Below are 14,961 nucleotides of genomic sequence, written 5' to 3'. Positions count from 1 at the left end.
CCTGGCACATCTCTTGATGAAGTTATTCGTGCTTATTGTGCAGAAAGAGTGTCTCATACTTATTTGAAATGACTATAAAAGCTTTCTCAACAACTCTGCAATTACTGACTTTCATCTCGCCTTGGGTCAATTTTTGAATTATCGGCTTGCCTTACAAATCAAAGAACCGGACAGAACACTGTATCTAGCAGTACCCTTTGATACTTTTGACTCGTTTTTTCAAGAGCCATTTATACAAGAAGCGGTCAATGTTGATCAACTTAAACTCGTCGTTTACGATCCGCAAAAGGAGGTAATTGTGGAATGGAAAGAGTAGAGCATTACCGCCAGTGTATCCGCAAATTGCTAACTCAACAAGCAAGGAGAGAAAAGCCTAATTCAGACGTTGAATGCCAGCTTGTTTTTGATGGGGAACACGACCACTATCAGTTACTAGATGTTGGCTGGGAGGGGCTAAAGCGGATATACAACTGTTTCATTCATTTGGATATAAAGGATGGCAAAATTTGGATTCAGCGCAATATGACAGAAGTGGATATTGCACGGGAATTTGTCGATATGGGAGTGTCTGAGGATGATATTGTGTTGGGGTTGCATCCACCTTACAAGCGTCCGCATACTGGGTTCGGGGTAGCGTAAAGGAAAATGCGATCGCGGATGAGGAAATGTGTTTGCTGCTTGTTGTTATTGATATCTTTTTTCTGGGCGCTTCCTGCTGAGGCATCTGTATGCCGCAATTATCAAGGAAGCGAGATTTGCATTGTCGATATCAAACGCAGTGCGAAAAATTATTGGGAATACAGGGTAATTCTTAGTGTTGATGGAGTAAAACAGCCTCTGGAAGTCTACAATTGCCGCGATCGCACTACAGTTAAGAAAGATGGAACTGTTTTGGCGTTTGGACAAAAAAACCCTGGTGAAATCGTCTGCCGTTTTTTTAATCAGAAATAAGCAAATGAAGTTATTGTAAGGTGCGCTTCGGGCTGAATGTGGCTACCACAAACTCAAGAATTTTTCCCGAAGCGCAGCCTACGTTAGAATTTGCCGTCTACTGCTGACACGCAGCGTTCGCAAATTAGCGGATGTTCGATCGACTCGCTGACGTGAGTCGAGTAATTCCAGCAGCGATCGCACTTTTCCCCGTCTGCTTTAACTACACCAATCGCCAACTCAGGAGACTGATAACTGTAGGGCAATTCTTGCATGATTGCATTCGATTCTACCAGTTCCACTTCCGAAGTAATGAACAAATAGCGCAGTTCGTCTACACCGTTCCCGGTCATTGTAGAATCGTGCGTTACAGCTATTTCCGCAGGAATTTCTGGTTTGGGTTCGATCGCAACTAATTCTGGTTCCGGGATTTGGGGTGTTTCTACAAGCGCCGTTTCTGCTGGGGCTGTTTGTACGATCGCCTGTGTTTCTTCTACAAGCACAAGCGCTGTCTCTAGTGGCGGTGCGAGTACGATCGCCTTTGTTTCTGCAAGCACAAGCCCGCTTGTCCGGCCCACCACATCTGCTGTCATAAAATCAATCTTTTGACCCAGTTGTTGACGGTTGGCGGCAAACAGCAAGTGACGGAAAGCAAACCAGATTGTAAATAAGATGCCGATGACTTCCAATAAGCCTCCCAACACCGGAATCTGATTAATCGTATCCAAAATCGCCAGCGTTACTCTGCCCGTTATCAACACAGAGGCTAACAGCCCAAGTGTTACCAGCGCTTTTTGGTATTCTGTGAAAAACTTGCCCGCGTATTCAGGCAAATTAGCCACAAACTCGGCGGCTCGATCTAAGATTGGCCCAGAATCTGAAGCCGGCAGTTCCGGGGCAGAATACTGTACGATCTGAGAAGATCGATCGCTCTTTTGTGCGATCGTTTCCGCTTCAACATGAATTGTGTTTTCTGTCAAGACTTTAGCAACTTTTGCCGCTTGTTCTTCCTGTCGATCTTGTGCTGCTTTTGCCTTCTCCTCTGCTGCTAACTCGATGACTGAATTTTGCGATCGCACATAATCTACCAATTCTTCGCTGCTGGGATTCAAAGCTTGCAATTGCTCTCTTTTCTCAACATCGGGAACGTACAACAAAACCTTAGCTTCCAAAGAAGAACCGATCGCCTTTTCCATCCGGGCTTTTTCCAAAACCTTGTTAACTTCGCCGCGCACTTGTCGCAAATACTGCCAGCGAGTAGCCAATTCTGGATTGTGCCATGAAGCATCCATTTGCACCCAGCCGGCTTCAAACACGGACTTGTAGGGAGTCGGATAGGGAAGGTACTGCCAAATATCCTCAGCCATGTGACACAAAACAGGTGCGATCGCCCTTGCTAAATTCTCCACAGCAATTGCAATCACCGTCTGACAACTGCGGCGGCGACGGGTATCTGTCGCGCTGATGTAAAGTCTGTCTTTGGCAATATCCAAGTAAAAATTCGACAAATCCACCGTGCATAAATTCTGCACAGTTTGGAAAAATCGGGAAAATTGGAAGCTTTCAAAAGCATCTTGGACTTCCGCAAAAACTTCGCCCATTCTGTGCAGCATATAGCGATCGAGTTCCGGCAATTCCTCGTAAGCAACGGCATCTTTTGCGGGGTCAAAGTCGTGCAAATTGCCCAGCAAAAACTTAGCTGTATTGCGAATTTTGCGGTAAACATCCGACTGCTGTTTGAGAATGTTTTTGCCCAAAGGCACGTCTGCAGAGTAGTCTACCGAAGACACCCACAACCGCAAAACATCGGCTCCATATTCCTTAATTACGGCTGCCGGATCGACGACATTGCCTTCAGATTTGCTCATCTTGCGGCCTTTTTCATCCAGCACAAAACCGTGAGTCAAAACTGTTTTGTAAGGAGCGACGCCGTTTGTTGCTACACTGGTCAGCAAACTCGATTGAAACCAGCCGCGGTGTTGGTCTGAACCTTCCAAATAGATATCAGCAGGATAGTTTAATTCCGATCGACCTTGGGCAACTGCGGCCCAGGAAGAACCCGAGTCAAACCACACATCCATCGTGTCGGTTCCCTTGCGGTAAGTGCGGCCGTTATTGCGGTAAGATTCCGGCAGCAATTCATCGATCGACAATTCCCACCAAGCATCGGAACCCTTCTCGGCAAAAAGGGCTTGCACGTGGGCGATCGTGTCTTCATTTAACAGCGGTTCGTTGGTTTCTTCGTCGTAGAATACGGGAATGGGAACGCCCCAAGTCCGCTGGCGAGAAATACACCAATCAGATCGATCGCCCACCATTGCAGTAATCCGATTTTCCCCTTGGGCGGGAATCCAATTCACATCGGCGATCGCTTTTAAGGCTTCATCTCGGAACCCTTCAACGGAGGCAAACCACTGTTCTGTCGCCCGAAAAATAGTCGGCTTTTTCGTGCGCCAATCGTAAGGATAAGAGTGAGCGTAACTTTCCTCTTTAATCAAACAATTTGCTTCGGCAAGGGCATCAATGACTGCGGCATTGCCGTTTCCGAGGACATTTAAACCTGCAAACTGTCCGGCTTCTGCGGTGAAATTTCCGTTTTCGTCTACGGGCGTTAATACTGGCAAACCGCAGCGTTTTCCTACTATAAAGTCTTCTTGTCCGTGCCCCGGTGCGGTGTGCACCAATCCCGTCCCAGAGTCAGCGGTAATGTAGTCGCCGCCGGCAACAATTGGACTTTCGCGATCGAACAGCGGGTGTTTGTAGCTGCAACCTTCTAATTCTTTGCCTTTGAAGGTGGCAAGTATTTTTAATTGAGTGTTAAAAGTTGCCGACAGCCGATCGACCGCATCGACAGCTACTAACATAAATTGTTGTGCGATGTGGGAATTTGCCGGCGGTTCCACCACGGCATAAGTCAATTCGGGATTGACTGCGATCGCCAAGTTTGCCGGAATTGTCCAAGGGGTAGTCGTCCAAATCGCCGCCCAGAGGCTCGGCATATAGCGCTTGAGCTTCGTTTGCAGGGATTTTGACAATTTTTTCACATGGAAGCCGACGTAGATGCTGCGCGACGTGTGGCCTTCGGGATATTCCAATTCCGCTTCGGCGAGGGCTGTTTTCGAGCTCGGACTCCAGTGAACAGGTTTGAAGCCGCGGTAGATGTAGCCTTTGAGCACCATTTGACCGAAAACGCCGATTTGAGCGGCTTCGTATTCGGGTTTCATGGTTAAATACGGGTGTTTCCAGTCGCCCCAAACGCCGTAGCGCTGGAAGGATTCGCGCTGCTGTTCCATTGTTTGCTGCGCGAAGGTGGCGGCTTTGTGGCGGAGTTCGATCGGGGTAAGATTTAGCCGATCGTCCGATTTCATGTTTTGCAATACTTTAAGTTCGATCGGCAATCCGTGACAATCCCAACCGGGCACGTAGCGGACTTTTTTGCCGCGCAGCATTTGGTAGCGGTTGATAAAGTCTTTAAGGATTTTGTTGAGGGCGTGGCCGATGTGGAGTTGTCCGTTGGCGTAGGGGGGCCCGTCGTGCAGGATGAACAAATCGCCTGGGTTATTTTCCGAAAGGCGATCGTAGATTTCTTGATCGTCCCAAAATTGTTGCAATTCTGGTTCCCGTTTGACGGCGTTGGCGCGCATATCAAACTTGGTTTTGGGCAGATTTACCGTGTCTTTGTAAGATTTAGCTTCCATTTTTGAGAAACGTTTTATGTAGTTAGTTGTTAGTAGTTAGCGGTTATTTGAAAGATGATATCAAGTCCGGTTAAATAATCATAATTAAGTTTGTAGTGACAACTTTAGTCATCTCTCGTCATTGAAGAGCTGACAACCAGATATTTTAGTATAAGCGATCGACCGCACATTTGATCGAAGCAAATCCGTAGGGTGATCTCTCTTCTCCCTCCTCCGCGCCCTCTGCGCCCTCTGCGGTTAAATCATTCATAAACCGAGGTGGCGCTACTCAGTCAGCCAACTGAACATTTCACCGACGGTGAGATTAAAGGATTCGGCAAAGGTTGGAACGGGGATGCGATCGCCCGGTTCTTCAAAAACTGCTATGGTGCGATCGGCAAAATAGACAAATACCAGTTCTTCTTCCGGGTCAATCAGCCAGCCCATCTGGGTTCCGTGGGCGAGACTGTGGAGAATGTTGCGGACGACTTTAGTTTGACTTTGGTCGGGGGAAAGAATTTCGATTTTCCAGTCGGGGGCGATGGCGAAAGTGTTGGCTACTTCGCCGTTTTCGTCGCGGGGAATGCGTTCCCAGGTAAAGACTGCAAGATCGGGTACTGTCGATCGACCGCCAAAGGTACAGCGCAATTCTGGATGAGCGCGGGCGATGCGTTGGGGTTTGAGTACCCGGTTGATGTCAGCACCCAAATCGCTTTGAATTGTGCTGTGTTTTCCTTGGGGTATAGGTTTCTGGATAATTTGACCGTCGATGAATTCGCTAGCGGGTTTGGTCTCCGACAGTTGGAGAAATTCATCGAGACTCAAAGGTTTAGAAGCGGTTTGAACCATTGTTTTTAGTCGATTTAAATTTAATTTGTATTAGTTAAGCGATCGCGCATTTAATTTATCAAGAAAATGGGTCTAAAACCCCGTCCTTCGCTTGACCGCTTTAAGGGGTCTAACTCGTTTGACGGCGAGTCCGACAGGGATTGAAATCCCTGTCTAATAGCGGAAGTCCTCTGCAAGAGGACTGAGGAGGTTGATTAACGTGAAATGCGAAACTCAACATCAAGTTGAATTTAGACTTGCAGTCGGTTTTAACCGACTTTTGCTATGAGACAGGGAATTCATTCCCTGTCGGACTGTCGAACTAGGGCAAGTGAAAACCCTTCATAGAAATACTCCCAACCCGCGGCTGACGGCATTTCCCATACGATCGCACAATGACGCGGCCGGCACTCCCTGTCCCTCCTGTTCCCATTTTTCCACGAGTTGGCGGCCCAGGGGCGTGAGGCGAAAACTGTCGGTAATCCCTTGTCCGTCTACTTCCCGCCGCAACACGCCGACTTGGATCAGCCAAAGTAGCGAGTTTTCGGCTACGAGTTCGGATACGGGCGATCGGGTGTAGCCGCTTTCGACACCGGAATTTGAGGCGATCGCAGTTAGGAAAACGCTGTTATCGCGGATGGTCTGGAAGAAGTGTAATTGAAAAGGGGAACAGCGGACGGCGCGATCGGCTCTTTTGACGGTGCGGCCGGGATAACTAATAGATTTAAACGCTTCGGATGGGATAAAAGTCATTGAGAGAACCTCTGAATAGGTATTATATTTTTAATTGTTACAGATATAGGTAGGGACACGGCATTGGCGTGTCCTAACAGGTAGGGACTTATTATGACCGATACACTAAATAATATCAACAAGTTTGTTGAATACGTTCGTACTTTGAAGGGAGACGAGAAAGGGGAAGCTCAGGTATTCTGCGATCGCCTGTTTCAAGCCTTCGGTCATGCGGGCTACAAGGAAGCGGGAGCCGAACTAGAATTTCGGGTAAAGGCGAAAGGCAAAACTACGAAATTTGCTGATTTGCTGTGGCGGCCCCGGTTGTTGCTGGAGATGAAAAAACGGGGCGAAAAACTGGAAAAACACTATCAGCAAGCCTTTGAATATTGGCTGGAGCTAGTGCCCCAACGTCCTAAATATGTGGTTCTTTGCAACTTTGATGAATTTTGGATTTATGACTTCGATTTACAACTGCGCGAACCTGTAGACCGCGTAAATCTGCAAGAGTTACCCCATCGCTTAACAGCCTTTAACTTTCTTTTTCCCGAAAATCGCCAGCCTTTATTCAATAACAACCAAATTGATGTCACAAGAACGGCTGCTGACAAAGTTGCTCTAGTTTTCAATCGGTTAGTAGAGCGTGGCGAAAAAGTAGAAACGGCTCAAAGATTTATCCTTCAGTGTGTAGTAGCATTATTTGCTGAAGATATCGATTTGTTGCCGCGCGGTTTATTCACCGAGTTTTTAGGTGATTGCCAGATGAATCGAGTCAGTTCCTACGACTTGATTGGGGGATTGTTTCGGCAAATGGGGAGCGATCGCCCCGCACCTAAAGACAGCCGTTATCGGGATGTATCATATTTTAATGGCGGTATCTTTTCAGTTGTGGAACCCATCGCCCTGACTCGCAGCGAAATCGATCTGCTATTGGAGGCAGCAAAGGAACGGTGGTCTAAGGTAGAACCTGCGATTTTTGGTGCATTGTTTGAGTCCAGTATGGGCAAAGAGGAACGTCATGCCTTGGGTGCTCATTATACCAGCGAAGCCGACATTCAAAAAGTGGTTTTGCCTACGATTATACGCCCGTGGCGAGAACGGATTGAAGCTGCCAAGACGCTGAAAGATTTGTTGGCACTGCGGCTGGAATTGCTCGATTTCAAAGTTCTCGATCCAGCCTGCGGGAGTGGTAATTTTCTCTATGTTGCTTATCGGGAATTGAAGCGGTTAGAGGCACAATTGCTAACCAAGATTCATGATAATTTCTCTCGTGCTGCTAATGCCATTGGTACGATGTCGCTGGTGAAGACAAGCCAGTTTTACGGCATTGATATCAAACCCTTTGCTGTGGAATTGGCAAAAGTGACGCTGATGCTTGCCAAAAAGTTAGCCTTAGATGAAGAAAACCAGTTGCTCAATGTCGTACAAATGAACCTGCCACTGGAACTAGATCGGGCATTACCTTTGGATAATCTCGATCGCAATATCCGCTTTGATGATGCTCTATTTTGCGACTGGACAAAGGCAGACGCAATTATTGGCAATCCGCCGTACCAGTCGAAAAACAAAATGCAGCAGGAATATGGAGCCGTTTATGTGCGTCGAGTCCGGGCAAAATATCCCGGAGTACCTGGACGGGCAGATTTCTGTGTCTATTGGTTTCGCCGCGCCCATGACGAACTGAAACCCAATGGACGCGCCGGACTTGTAGGCACAAATACCATCCGACAAAACTACTCCCGTGAAGGCGGTTTAGATTACATTGTGGGCAATGGTGGCACGATTACCGAAGCGGTTTCTACTCAAGTTTGGTCTGGCGATGCCGTTGTTCATGTTTCTATTGCCAATTGGATTAAAGGCGAACAACCGGGCAAAAAGAAACTATTTACTCAGGTTGGAGATGATAAAGATAGCCCTTGGGAAATTGCCGAACTGGATACAATCAATTCCGCTTTGTCTACAAAAATTGATGTAACTCAAGCTAAAAAGTTATTAATTAATGCTAATTCAGAAGCTTGCTATCAAGGGCAAACACATGGACATGAAGGCTTTTTGTTAACTCAAGAGCAAGCTAGAGCAATGTCAAGAGATCCTTTGACTCAATCTGTAATACACCCTTACTTAATTGGGGGTCAGCCACAACAAAAAACCGATCTTCTCGGTCATCCTCAGAGCCTTCCCTCTCGATATGTAATAGATCTGAATCATTGTCAAGATACTTTCTCTGTGATGAAGCACGGTAAGGCTTTTAAACATATTCAACGATACGTTTTCCCAGCAATACAAGCCAACGCTGAAAAAGAGAAGCAAGAAACTGATAAAGACACGGGGCCGCGTCAATCCCATTTCTGTCATTGGTGGAAATTCTGGAGAGATCGTTCTGAAATGATGGAGAAAATTTCTCAAATGCCTCGATACATGGCTTGTGCGAGAGTAACTAAACGTCCAATCTTTGAGTTTATTAGTAGTAATATTCATCCTAATGATGCTCTGCAAGTATTTACTTTAAGTGATGATTACTCATTTGGAATTCTTCAATCTGATACTCACTGGGCATGGTTTACTGCTCGTTGTTCAACTCTGACAGCACGATTTCGCTACACTTCTGATACTGTTTTTGATTCCTTCGCTTTCCCTCAATCCCCAACATTAGCACAGGCTAAAAAAGTCGCAGCCGCCGCCGTGAAGTTGCGGCAGTTGCGACGCAAAGTGATGATAGAAAACCAGTGGAGTTTGCGAGAACTCTATCGCACCCTGGATTTACCGGGAGACAATCCTCTCCGCAAGGCTCAAGCAGAACTCGATGCCGCTGTGCGAGAAGCTTACGGGATGAAAGCTAAAGAAGATCCGTTGAAATTTCTATTAGAATTAAATTTTGAGGTAGCCGATCGAGAAACTAAGAGCTTACCCATTGTTGCTCCGGGTTTGCCACCTGTTGTAAAAAATGCCAGTGAATTCATTACAGACGATTGCGTGAGAATGCCGGAGTAATAAGGAGTGCTTTTAAAGATGGAAGGTTTTTAGGCATAAACTTTCCTAAGTTCATAAGTGTCTGAGGCTTCTGCATCTTCTAAAGTCAGAAATTCGTGTAATTCATTAATAGAAAGAGGGCAGAGATAAACATCAGACTCTGATTCATATACTTCGGAAAATGACTCAATAGCTTGTTTAAGTTTATCGATAGATTGTTCGGGAGTAGGGTCTTGTCCCACCAAGCCATTTTCTAAACACAAAGAAACCCAATATTTAGCACTTTTTTTGAGAATGACTGTGTAGAAATCAATCATATTTTATTGGTTAATTAAGTTTATTTGAATGAGCAAATTTTGAAAACACACTAATAATTTAACACAAAATCGCCAATCTGAGAATAACCTCCGCAGAAACACCTGGGTCCCAGAAAGGTATAGAATACTTAGGATGCAGCAATGGATTTACCCACTATGACCGAAGACAAAACATTGACAACCGCTAGCGGAATTCCGGTTGCAGATAACCAGAATTCCTTGACAGCAGGTGAACGCGGGCCTATCCTCATGCAGGATTTTCACCTGATGGAAAAACTGGCTCACTTCAACCGGGAACGCATTCCTGAGCGCGTTGTCCATGCAAAAGGAGTCGCTGCATTTGGCACCTTCACCGTCACCCATGACATTACTCGCTACACCAAAGCTCAGCTATTCTCAGAAGTTGGCAAAGAAACTCAGGTTCTCCTCCGTTTCTCTACAGTAGGCGGCGAACAAGGTTCAGCGGATGCCGAACGTGACCCCAGAGGTTTTTCGATGAAGTTCTACACCGAAGAAGGCAACTGGGATTTAGTAGGCAATAACACCCCTGTTTTCTTCATCCGCGATCCCCTCAAATTCCCTGATTTGATCCACACGCAAAAGCGCCATCCCCAAACGCATCTCAAAGATGCTGACGCGAAGTGGGATTTCTGGTCGCTGAGTCCAGAAGCTTTGCATCAAATAACTATTCTGTTTTCCGATCGCGGTACGCCGAAAAACCACCGCCACATGGACGGTTTTGGCAGCCATACGTTCAGCCTCATCAATGCTCGAGGAGAACGGGTTTGGTGCAAATTCCACTTCAAAACCGTGCAAGGTATTGAAAATTTCACCGCCGAAGAAGCGACGCAGATCAAAGGCAAAGACCCCGATCATGCGACTCGCGACTTGTTTGAGGCGATCGACCAAGGTAATTATCCCAAATGGCGGTTTTGCATTCAAGTAATGACCGAGGCCCAAGCCGCAGAGTATCGCGAAAACCCTTTTGACTTGACAAAAGTGTGGAAGCACTCAGAGTTTCCGTTAATTGACGTGGGAATTCTTGAACTCAATCGCAATCCACAAAACTTTTTTGCTGAGGTAGAACAGGCGGCATTTTCTCCTTCTAATGTCGTTCCAGGTATTAGCTTCTCTCCAGACAAAGTGCTGCAATCTCGCATCATGTCTTATCCAGATGCTCAGCGCTACCGTCTCGGTGCAAACTATCAGCAATTGCCCGTCAATCAACCCAAGTGTCCCGTGATGCACTATCAACGGGATGGCGCAATGGCACCGGGTAACAACGGTGGTAGCGGGCCCAACTACGAACCCAACAGCCACGAGGATGCGCCGAAGCAAAACTGTGTTTATGCTGACCCAGCTTGGGACTTAGGAAATGTCAAAGTCGATCGCTACGATCACCATAAGGGAAATGACGATTACACCCAAGCAGGAGACCTCTACCGCTTGATGAAACCCGACGCACAGCAGCGGCTTGTCGCTAACATTGTGGAAAGTTTGAGTGCAGCAAAATCGGAGATTCAGATGCGCCAATTGTGCCATTTTTTCCGCGCCGATCCGAATTACGGCCGCCAAGTTGCAGAAGGTTTAGGAATTGCGATCGATCCGTCTATGATGCCCGCTGCTGGTCAACCGGTTGGTGTGTAAGCTGCTACGCATCTAATTTGACAGTCAGTTTGTCCGATCGGATTGTCGGATGGTTAAGAAAGCCCCTCTTTCTATTCAATTTAGATGCGTAATAGCTTAGAATCTGAGAACATTTAATAGACATCTGCTTTTAAGCAGATGTCTATTGAAACTATGCGTGTAATAGGCACTCTTAGCCCGCGTCTTAGGTGCAAGCTAAATGCAGTAAAGCTTAACGTCATGGAGTTGGGGGCGCTCGTGATTTTTTACAAAGGTCTCTTGCAAAGCGACAGAACCAACTAAAATAAGTTGAGGAACTGCAAGAAAAACCAAACAAGGGAAACAAAACTATGACTTTACCAGTTGGGTGCGCTGCCCCTCAATTTACCGCCAAAGACACTAATGGCAACACAGTCTCCCTGTCCCAATTCGCAGGTAAAACCGTAATCTTGTATTTCTACCCGAAAGATGACACCCCCGGTTGCACAAGACAAGCCCAAAGCTTTAAAGCAGCTTATGAAGAATACAAGGGCAAAGATCTTGTAGTTCTCGGTGTCAGCCGAGACAACGAAGAGTCGCACCAAAAGTTCACAGAGAAATACGGTTTACCTTTTCAGCTATTAGCAGATGTTGATGGCACGATTACCAAAGCTTACGATGTCGAGAAAGGCGATTATGCCAAGCGCGTTACTTTCGTCATCGACGGTACTGGCAAAATCATTCAAGTTTATGAGGGCGAAACCATGAAAGTTGACACTCACGCTCAAGATATTCTTGTCACCATAGTTTAGTCGAAGTTTAGCCGATCGCACTAACACTCCTACACGCACCAAACGGCTAAAAACCCGGTTTCTTCCTAGATGCTTCGTTGCTATAGGCAATATTGTCCTAGGAACCGGGTTTTTTTTCGTAAGTCCTGACTCAGGAAGTGAGGGGTCAAAGGTACAGGGGGAAGCAACTTACTCGAACTAAATTCCTTCCCTCAAAACTTGCACCACAAATCCTCTCAACCAGGCATATATTCGGTTAAGGTGCTCATTGTACGCCTAAAGTTAGATTTGTGGCACCACTCCCGCCAATAATTAAAAACTTATGCTGGAAAAGGCATTAACCGCCCGTAGGGTGAATCTAGGGGCGATTTTGTCCTAGTTCAGGTCATTGTGTTTAATAAAATCAGAAGTTATCCTTGCTTTAGCTGAATAACTAAGTAGGTAGGGGGATATATAATGACAAACAGCAACATTATTTTAAGTTACTTAGGCCCGCGAGAAATTGAGGTCAATAGAGCCGCAGTCTTAGTTGGCACTTTTGGCAAAAATCTAGTGACAGCGATTTCAGCAGCAGAAGGCTCAAATGTCCTGAATGTGGGGATAAATCTCTCTAGAGGCATTTGGAACATCAGTTTAGAAAAAGGATTCGATAGCGCTGGAACTCGCACAGTGCAGGTGAGGGCAACTGATAAGACCGGCAAAGTTATCGGTCAACAAACAATTAACATCAAAGTTAATCCTGCTTCTCAGTCACCCGCTCAATTTTTCACGTTAATTACTCTCACAGATACCAAATTTAAAGCCGGAACACTGCCCGCGAGCAATCTCAACGATCTGCAAAAAGCGGACATACCAGCAGGGAAAATTTATCAAGTTACTGACTACGAGTTAGAAGACGGACATCTGAATGTTCAACTAAATAATCCAATTAATCCGGTAGGAAAGTCCGGCTTTTTCTACGAAAAACACGTACTCATCACCAAAGGCGCAAAAATTCTCATATTCGATCGCGCTGAGTTGCCGGTTCCGCCGCCTGGAATGCAGTTACTGTGGGTGATAAAAAAGACATGGTTAAAGTTCACCCCCGTAGATTCTGGAACTTTAGGATCAACTCAGAAATTACAATTTAACCTGGGAGAAACTTTCAATCTTCTTGGCTACGCTTGCGTGGAAAACCATTTCCGAGTCGCTTTTGCTCGGGCAGTTCCTAACCTAGGAACTTCGGGATTTCTGTACTGGCAGCACGTCCAAATTTTGCGAGACGGCAGGGGAATTGAGTATGATAGAAATGCAGTTACGATGACAATCATCAAAACGACTGTGTTTAAAAAGCGGCCGATAAATGCCGCTAGCCTGCCACCCCAAGAAAAAATTACCTTGCCGGCGGGAATGATTTACGGAATTGCCGGATTCTCGATCGAACAAAGCCACATTAAAGTCTCGCTGACCGAGAATTTGCCGCAATTTGGCAATACGGGTTTCATTTATCCCGATTTTGTGCAATTCAGCCGCGGTGGCAAATCTTTTAATCCGGCTGTGAATTTAACTTATCAAGGGCCGTCAGAAGTTTTAGTCAATCAGCCGATCGTCCTTCGGGGTACTTTTGACCGGCAACAAGCAGCAAAAATTGACGTGATAGCTGAGGATAAATTTCCCCTAACCGTCACTCTAAACCAAGAAGCCAGCACTTGGCAAGTTAATTTGTCTAAAGGATTTAGCGTAGCGGGAGCTCGGTGGCTTAGGTTGCGGGCAACTGACAGCAAAGGCAACGTTACTGGCAGCCAAATAATTTACATTACCGTAACTTCCGATCCGCTAACTGTCGGACAAGGTTTGACCTTAAAGATAGTTTCTGACACTTTGTTTAAGGTAGCTCCCCTTGATTCTTCCCGGCTCAACAATCAGCAAAAAGTTTTTGTTAAAGCAGGCCAGACGTTGGCCGTTAGCAAATACGGATTTATTGACGGGCATCTCAAGGTGGTTCTGGATTCAGCAATTTGGCCTGTCGGCACTTTTGGCTATTTTTATGAACCCGACGTTCAGTTAGCCAAAGGTACTCAAATCCTAAAATTTAACCTGGCCGACGTACCGAATAGCAACGTCAGCGCTCAACTTTTGGTAACTCAAACAACTCAGATTAAAGCTAAGCCCGAAGATTCATCGAAACTGCCGGCTGATCAAATGGCTGACCTACTTTTAGGCACTACCTATGCCATCACTGGTTATGCCTGCATTTTGGGGCATTTCCGAGTAACTCTTGCCGAATCTATTCCCGGTTTCGGCAATATCGGATTTATTTATTGGCAGGACGTTAAAATTAAAAAAGACGGCAAAGAAGTTCCCTTTGACCCCGATGCTTTGACCATGACAATCCTGCAAGCAACTGTCTTTAAAAAACGGCCGGTAGATTCTGCTAGCCTGAGCAGTAGCGAGAAAACTACGCTGCCTTTAGGTCGAGTTTACGGCGTGAACAGCTACGGTGCGGAAGGATCTCACCTGAAAGTTTCCCTGACTGAAGAACTGCCTAATTTTGGCAATACAGGTTATGTTTTTCCTAGTTTTGTTCAGTTCAAGCGGGGAGATAAAATTTTCGATCCGGTTCCGAACAATGTGGAATTGAACGTGCCCTATTTTTCGCAGCGGGACAATCCGCGTTTTGACTGGTCTACTTGCAACGTAACTTCGATCGCCATGGTGCTTTATTATTATGGCCTTCGTTCTGAGTGGGGCGGACAGTTGGAGGATGAGTTGTTGCAGTGGTGTTTCGATTATGCCGGCCAGGGTTCTCAAACGGATCACAGTGTGCTTTCGGCGCTGATTCAAGCTTACGGGTTTAAGACGAGTTTTAGTACGACTCGCACGTGGGCAGAAGTGCGATCGGAATTGCTGAATCGGCGGCCAGTAGTTTTAGCCGGAGATTTTACTGCGGCAGGTCACATTCTTACTGTAATTGGCTACAATTCTCAGGGTTATATCGTGCAAGATCCTTGGGGAAATGCACTCACTGGTTACAGCGATACTGAGGGGAGAAAGTTGATGTATCCCTACAGTTACGTCAATCAAGTTGCTGGGCCAGATGGGAATGTTTGGGCGCATTTTATCTATCCATAA

Annotated in this window: 10 protein-coding genes and 1 pseudogene; 7 read left to right on the top strand and 4 right to left on the bottom strand. The window is 46.2% G+C overall.

Translation table 11 applies throughout. The features are described from left to right. Positions 1–88: 88 nt before the first annotated feature. The 3 genes and pseudogenes from QUB25_RS17740 to QUB25_RS17730 all read left to right on the top strand — a co-directional run. Positions 89–316: pseudogene (locus tag QUB25_RS17740) on the top strand (element excision factor XisH family protein); the annotation flags it as partial. Next, on the top strand, positions 304–639 hold the full coding sequence (locus QUB25_RS17735; RefSeq protein ID WP_333184676.1) for a XisI protein: 336 nt from the start codon (positions 304–306) through the stop codon (positions 637–639). The pseudogene QUB25_RS17740 and the gene QUB25_RS17735, both read left to right, overlap by 13 nt. A gap of 42 nt (positions 640–681) precedes the next feature. Next, the gene (locus QUB25_RS17730; protein ID WP_333184673.1) at positions 682–951 is read left to right on the top strand and encodes a hypothetical protein; all 270 of its coding nucleotides are present in this window, start codon (positions 682–684) and stop codon (positions 949–951) included. 83 nt (positions 952–1,034) lie between these two features. Here QUB25_RS17730 and ileS read toward each other — a convergent pair whose 3' ends face one another. From ileS to QUB25_RS17715, 3 genes are all read right to left on the bottom strand, one after another. Further along, a complete protein-coding gene (gene ileS / locus QUB25_RS17725; protein WP_333184671.1) occupies positions 1,035–4,628 on the bottom strand; it encodes an isoleucine--tRNA ligase in 3,594 nt (1,197 codons plus the stop codon). A gap of 264 nt (positions 4,629–4,892) precedes the next feature. Then, the gene (locus QUB25_RS17720; RefSeq protein WP_333184668.1) at positions 4,893–5,456 is read right to left on the bottom strand and encodes a Uma2 family endonuclease; all 564 of its coding nucleotides are present in this window, start codon (positions 5,454–5,456) and stop codon (positions 4,893–4,895) included. Between the two features lie 321 nt (positions 5,457–5,777). After that, a complete protein-coding gene (locus tag QUB25_RS17715) occupies positions 5,778–6,188 on the bottom strand; it encodes an Npun_F0494 family protein (RefSeq protein WP_333184666.1) in 411 nt (136 codons plus the stop codon). 93 nt (positions 6,189–6,281) lie between these two features. On the opposite strand from QUB25_RS17715, the gene QUB25_RS17710 reads away from it, so the two are divergent. Then, a complete protein-coding gene (locus QUB25_RS17710; RefSeq protein WP_333184663.1) occupies positions 6,282–9,158 on the top strand; it encodes a DNA methyltransferase in 2,877 nt (958 codons plus the stop codon). Positions 9,159–9,187: 29 nt separating this feature from the next. Here the strand turns inward: QUB25_RS17710 and QUB25_RS17705 are convergent, their stop codons facing one another. Then, a complete protein-coding gene (locus QUB25_RS17705) occupies positions 9,188–9,454 on the bottom strand; it encodes a hypothetical protein (protein ID WP_333184661.1) in 267 nt (88 codons plus the stop codon). 141 nt (positions 9,455–9,595) lie between these two features. On the opposite strand from QUB25_RS17705, the gene QUB25_RS17700 reads away from it, so the two are divergent. From QUB25_RS17700 to QUB25_RS17690, 3 genes are all read left to right on the top strand, one after another. Continuing rightward, on the top strand, positions 9,596–11,101 hold the full coding sequence (locus QUB25_RS17700; protein ID WP_333184658.1) for a catalase: 1,506 nt from the start codon (positions 9,596–9,598) through the stop codon (positions 11,099–11,101). Between the two features lie 329 nt (positions 11,102–11,430). Continuing rightward, a complete protein-coding gene (locus QUB25_RS17695) occupies positions 11,431–11,871 on the top strand; it encodes a peroxiredoxin (protein WP_333062778.1) in 441 nt (146 codons plus the stop codon). Positions 11,872–12,306: 435 nt separating this feature from the next. Then, positions 12,307–14,961 (top strand): C39 family peptidase, encoded by a 2,655-nt coding sequence (locus QUB25_RS17690; protein WP_333184656.1) that lies wholly within the window; start codon positions 12,307–12,309, stop codon positions 14,959–14,961.

The organism is Microcoleus sp. B3-D7, assembly GCF_036705305.1.
Taxonomy (GTDB): domain Bacteria; phylum Cyanobacteriota; class Cyanobacteriia; order Cyanobacteriales; family Microcoleaceae; genus Microcoleus.
This window is presented reverse-complemented; position numbering and strand designations above follow the sequence as displayed.

Coding starts and splice junctions, on each gene's coding strand:
- QUB25_RS17735 (WP_333184676.1), top strand. CDS start 304: ATGGAAAGAGTAGAGCATTACCGCCAGTGTATCCGCAAATTGCTAACT.
- ileS (WP_333184671.1), bottom strand. CDS start 4,628: ATGGAAGCTAAATCTTACAAAGACACGGTAAATCTGCCCAAAACCAAG.
- QUB25_RS17720 (WP_333184668.1), bottom strand. CDS start 5,456: ATGGTTCAAACCGCTTCTAAACCTTTGAGTCTCGATGAATTTCTCCAA.
- QUB25_RS17715 (WP_333184666.1), bottom strand. CDS start 6,188: ATGACTTTTATCCCATCCGAAGCGTTTAAATCTATTAGTTATCCCGGC.
- QUB25_RS17710 (WP_333184663.1), top strand. CDS start 6,282: ATGACCGATACACTAAATAATATCAACAAGTTTGTTGAATACGTTCGT.
- QUB25_RS17705 (WP_333184661.1), bottom strand. CDS start 9,454: ATGATTGATTTCTACACAGTCATTCTCAAAAAAAGTGCTAAATATTGG.
- QUB25_RS17700 (WP_333184658.1), top strand. CDS start 9,596: ATGGATTTACCCACTATGACCGAAGACAAAACATTGACAACCGCTAGC.
- QUB25_RS17695 (WP_333062778.1), top strand. CDS start 11,431: ATGACTTTACCAGTTGGGTGCGCTGCCCCTCAATTTACCGCCAAAGAC.
- QUB25_RS17690 (WP_333184656.1), top strand. CDS start 12,307: ATGACAAACAGCAACATTATTTTAAGTTACTTAGGCCCGCGAGAAATT.